At 56.6% G+C, this 4,587-nt stretch carries 2 protein-coding genes; both read left to right on the forward strand.

Translation table 11 applies throughout. The features are described 5' to 3' along the window. Positions 1-485 precede the first annotated feature (485 nt). Positions 486-1,838 (forward strand): calcium-binding protein, encoded by a 1,353-nt coding sequence (locus ACFFII_RS07920; protein WP_377698352.1) that lies wholly within the window; start codon positions 486-488, stop codon positions 1,836-1,838. 481 nt (positions 1,839-2,319) lie between these two features. Beyond that, on the forward strand, positions 2,320-4,413 hold the full coding sequence (locus tag ACFFII_RS07925; RefSeq protein WP_377698353.1) for a putative bifunctional diguanylate cyclase/phosphodiesterase: 2,094 nt from the start codon (positions 2,320-2,322) through the stop codon (positions 4,411-4,413). The last annotated feature ends 174 nt before the right edge of the window (positions 4,414-4,587 follow it).

Below are 4,587 nucleotides of genomic sequence, written 5' to 3' on the forward strand. Positions count from 1 at the left end.
CCGTAGCGCCAAAACCCGTCATGCACTAAGATTGCAAACGGACCACCTCATTGGGGCAGGCCACTGAGGCATGAAGCTGATTGTGGACGCCCTGAGCGACTATCAGCACAACTAGGCCTACCGCTCCCTTTACGAGAAACTCACATTTCGAGCCTCCTGAAGGGCGGAACCCGAAAACCCGGTCAGGCGCTTATGGTCGAAGTTCCCTTCGAGAACCGGCCCGCAGCATTGTTCGATGCCAAGGAACTGTTGCACCTGAGGACATGCCTGCGACTATCCCGAGGGCTGTAGGCCGGGTCCCATCGCCATCCTGTTGGCTGCCACAGTTATCGTCTGGCTATGCGCCCTGAGCCAGCTACCACGCTGCATTGCAATCTGGCTCCCTCATGCGGTTTGCGCATCGGAGCCGAACAGTATTGAAGACTTGCATCTTGGCGCATGTGATCACATGTTCCGCACAACTTTCTCGTGTATCGGTGTTTCGCATGGCTACGCTCACCTTCAGGCTGGGGCAAGGCTCTCTCACTAACATGACCTCAGTGGATTGGTCAGAGCTTCTAGGGTTTTCCAGCGTCACCCGGAGCGCAAACCTGTTGCGGATACACGAGGGGACCACCCACTACGCAGTTTTCTGCGGATCGAACCTGACCTATGCTGGGGTAGGACCGGGCCGTCTAAAGTCCGGAACGGTCACCGCGCTGAAGCTGGCCCCGGCCGGACATGTCATCTTGGACGTGACAGGGATCCAAGTTGATGGAGGGGCGCTTGCAAGCGCTTATGCCGCGTCAAACGATGCCAAGGTGTCGCATCTTCTTCTATCTGGCAACGATCTGCTACGCGCCACTGACCTGGCTGAAACACTGGCGGGTTATGCCGGGGCAGATACCATCTATGCTTGGGGCGGAAACGACAAGATCTTCGGCGGCCTCGGCCACGACAAGCTTTACGGAGGAATGAGCAACGACACGCTGCTGGGTGAGGGTGGCAATGATCTGCTTGTGGGTGGTCTGGGTACCGACACCCTTTACGGTCATCAGGGGACCGACACCCTCCAAGGCGATGCGGGCAACGATGCGCTTTACGGCGGGGGCGACAACGACCTGCTACATGGTGGCGCCGACAATGACACCCTTTACGCCGGAGACGGCAATGACATTGCTTGGGGCGGCCTGGGCGATGACATGCTATATGGCGAAGCTGGGAACGACAGTATGTGGGCCGGCGACGGCCGAGATTTGATGTTCGCGGGTATTGGAAACGATACACTCCAAGGAGGCGCCGGCAATGACACGCTTTATGGTGAGGCTGGCAATGACTCGATCTCCGGCGGCGTCGGCAACGACTGGATAGCGAGCGGGACAGGCAATGACCTTCTGCTCGGCGATGCGGGCCATGATATACTGTACGGCGAAGTGGGCGCGGACCACCTTAAGGGAGCAACAGGGAACGACCGCCTCTATGGTGGGGCTGGCAATGACACGCTGTATGGCGGGGCGGGGGCGGATAGCCTTTATGGCGGGGCAGGTGCGGATGTCTTCGTCTTCGTCGATGTCTCAGACTCGCCCCGCACGAGCCGGGACTATATCGACGATTTCAGCTCCTCACAGGGGGACCGGATCGACCTGTCGGGCATGCCTGCCGTGCTGACGCCGAGCAGCAATCAGGACTGCACCTATGTTGGCACGCGGGCCTTCAGCGGCGAAGCTGGCGAACTGAGGTGGGTCCGAACCGCTAGCGCAACCTATGTTCAGGCCGACATGGACGGCGACGCCAAGGCTGACTTGGACATTCGGATCGGCAAGTCGATCGACCTGCATCTTTCTGATTTTGTACTGTAATATCAGAATACTGAAAAAATTTTGTTATCAGACTATATTAGTGACCCTAGATGACGAGGGTACCTCGCCACGAAGCCTGATGCATGGGCAATCCAAGCTGGTCAGTCTGACTCGATCAGACCCACAGACAATCGGAACATCCTGCCCCGGAGGCACTTGTTCACGATGTAGAGGACTCTGCTGAAGCTACGCGACTTTCCGCAAGTTTCAGGCATGCACGATTTTATCAAATCAACTCAATTGCTTGTCGATCAGAACGTCCGCAAGGGATCGTTTAGCATAATTACGTCCAGATGACATTGCTGCTCGGTCTGTCCTCGCTCATAGGTTGTCTGATAGAGAGCTCGTGAACGCCCGGAGGTGCATCTTGACGAGTTCGAACAGGCATCGATCGCTATCGACGCAGATCCTTGGCTCCTTACTCATCGTTATGGCTGTGGGGATACTGAGCCTCATATTTATCGGCTATGACGCGATTAGCATGGCAGACATGACCGCTATGGCTCGGCAGGAGCGGTTCGCTGCACGAAATCTCGCTACTGAAATTACTCGTCTTCCGGAGCAACAGCGAAGCGCGACAATCTGGGACGAGGCGGTCCTCAGAACCAGACTCCGTGATAACGAGTGGATAGATGCAAATCTCGGCGCCTGGATGCAGGACTACTTCGGGCACAGCGAGAGCTACGTTCTCGATCACTCGAACAGGCCGTTTTTTGCGTCGATCGGAAAGGAACGCCTCCCCCCCGATGTTTATAACGACCGAGCCGAAGTCATCGCACCGCTCGTAATCCAGCTTCGTTCAGCCATAGCAGAAGTCAGCGAAGGTCTGGATAATCCCTATGAAGAACTTGCCAAAGTCTCAGTTGTGGCCCCTCTGCAATTTGACAGCGGTGCGGCCATTGTCAGCGTTGTGCCCATCATTTCTGATACTGGAGAAGCCGCACAAATACCTGGAACGGAATCTCTGCATGTTGCAGTGCGCTATGTCGATGCGAGTCTTGCTCAGAAAATCGGACTGCCTGTTGAGCTTCAGGCAGTCGCATTCAAGACATCTCCTCCTGCAAGCGGGCTTGTGGGTATACCAGTAACCGATCCGTCTAGAGAGGTTATCGCTTGGCTGGTCTGGGAACCCGAGCGGCCGGGGATGAAAATCCTGATGAGGATGCTGCCAGCGCTTCTGGGGACCGGGCTGGCAGTCGTGCTTCTACTGTGGTGGATCATTCGACGTCTCTTGCGGGTATCGGGGCAGTTGCAGGTAAGTGAGGCGCAGGCACGGTTTCTAGCAAACCATGATGCACTGACTGGTCTCCCAAACCGGGCCTTGTTTCAGGACCGGCTTGCGCAAGCCTTGCATGCCGCGGATCGAACCGGCCAGTCCGTGGCGCTTCTGGCCATTGATCTGGACAGATTCAAACTGATTAACGACTCGCTTGGCCACCCGGCCGGAGACGAGCTGATCCGGCAAGTCGGCAGCCGGTTAACCGAACTTGTGCGGGCAGGGGATACGGTCGCGCGAGTCGGTGGGGATGAGTTCATGGTTCTTCTGTGTAACATGACCGACAATGATGCCTTGCGGCGTGTCTGCACGAAAATCGTAGATGAACTGTCCCGCCCCTATGCGCTGCTGGGAAGCGCCGGTTGTGTCGGGGCCAGCATAGGCGCGGTCAGGACCGTGGCCGCACAGGAAGATCCGGAAGAACTGGTCCAACGTGCTGATATGGCACTCTATCGTGCCAAAGCTGAGGGCAAGGGCCGCTACAGCTTGTTCGAGAACGATCTGACGAGTCCTGTGCGGCATCTGAAGGAAATCGAGAACGATCTGCGCGCTGCGCTCAAGTCCGGCACAGGTTTGAAACTGGTCTATCAGCCCTTCTATGACAGAGAGGGACAGGTAACGGGCGCAGAAGCATTGTGCCGTTGGGATCATCCGGTCCATGGCGCATTGTCCCCTGAGATCTTTATCCGCGTGGCCGAGGAGCGCGGGTTGATCGACGAGCTCGGCCGGTGGGCGCTGGACAAGGCCTGCCATTTTGCAGCCAGCACAAATCTCTCCAAGATCGCAGTCAACGTGTCTCCGTTACAGCTAAGAAATCCCAGTTTCGTTCCAATGGTTCTTCAGACACTCGAAAACTCTGGACTAGCACCTACTCGGCTTGAGCTCGAACTTACCGAGAGGGCCGTGCTCGAGCAGAGCCGCGAGATTGCGGATATCCTCATTCGACTTCGGAGCATTGGGATCAAGATTGCTCTGGACGACTTTGCAACCGGCAACTCGTCTTTGCAGTACCTGCGCGACCACCGGGTCGATTGCCTCAAGATTGAGCGATCCTTCATCGCGCGCCTTGGCAAGGACGAGGAATCCGATCGCCTGGTTCAGGCAATCTTTGGATTGGCAAGGGCCACTGGAGTATCTGTAACCGTCGAAGGGGTGGAGACCAAGACGCAGCACAGTCTGCTCGCGTCGATGGGGTGCAAGACATTCCAAGGGTTCTTGTTGAGCAGCCCGATGGAGCCAGAGAAGTTCGAGGAACTTCTTCGAGGCGAGGGAACAAGCTCTTCTCTAGAGACAACGTAAGCAACTTCGTAGATTTTCCTGGCTTTGATGAAGTGAATTTATCGTACTCTCAGGGCCTATCACTCGAAGCCAATATGGCTCTGGGGCTTGTGGTTCAGAGCGATATGGGGCTGGCCTGCCCCAATGAGGTGGTCCGTTTGCAATCTTAGTGCATGACGGGTTTTGGCGCTACGG

Origin of the sequence: Paracoccus niistensis (assembly GCF_042432925.1) — a bacterium.
Taxonomy (GTDB): domain Bacteria; phylum Pseudomonadota; class Alphaproteobacteria; order Rhodobacterales; family Rhodobacteraceae; genus Paracoccus; species Paracoccus niistensis.

Coding starts and splice junctions, on each gene's coding strand:
- ACFFII_RS07920 (WP_377698352.1), top strand. CDS start 486: ATGGCTACGCTCACCTTCAGGCTGGGGCAAGGCTCTCTCACTAACATG.
- ACFFII_RS07925 (WP_377698353.1), top strand. CDS start 2,320: ATGGCAGACATGACCGCTATGGCTCGGCAGGAGCGGTTCGCTGCACGA.